This is a genomic window from Bacillus sp. SIMBA_026 (assembly GCF_046535335.1).
Classification (GTDB): domain Bacteria; phylum Bacillota; class Bacilli; order Bacillales; family Bacillaceae; genus Bacillus; species Bacillus velezensis.
Map to the genome: position 1 here is coordinate 1 of NZ_JAWRWX010000309.1, position 255 is coordinate 255.

Genomic DNA, 255 nt, shown 5'->3' on the forward strand with positions numbered 1-255 from the left:
GGGCTACCCGCTGATCCTGAAGCCGATCGACGGCCAGTCGAGCCACGGTGTGCAGAAAATCTGCGATGCGGTGCAACTGCGCACCGCGATCGCCAACCTGCCGTCCGGCGGCGAGTGGGATCTTGAGGAGTTCGTGGCCGGTACGTTGATGCACGTCGACGGACTCGTCGATCGAAACGGTAACGTAACGCTCGTCGTACCGTCTCGCTACGTCAACACCTGCCTCGATTTCACGGCCGGCGCACCGCTCGGCGC

General features: G+C 63.9%; 1 pseudogene. It reads left to right on the forward strand.

The window, feature by feature from the left end:
• Positions 1-255 (forward strand): annotated as a pseudogene (locus SB847_RS21600) (hypothetical protein); the annotation flags it as partial.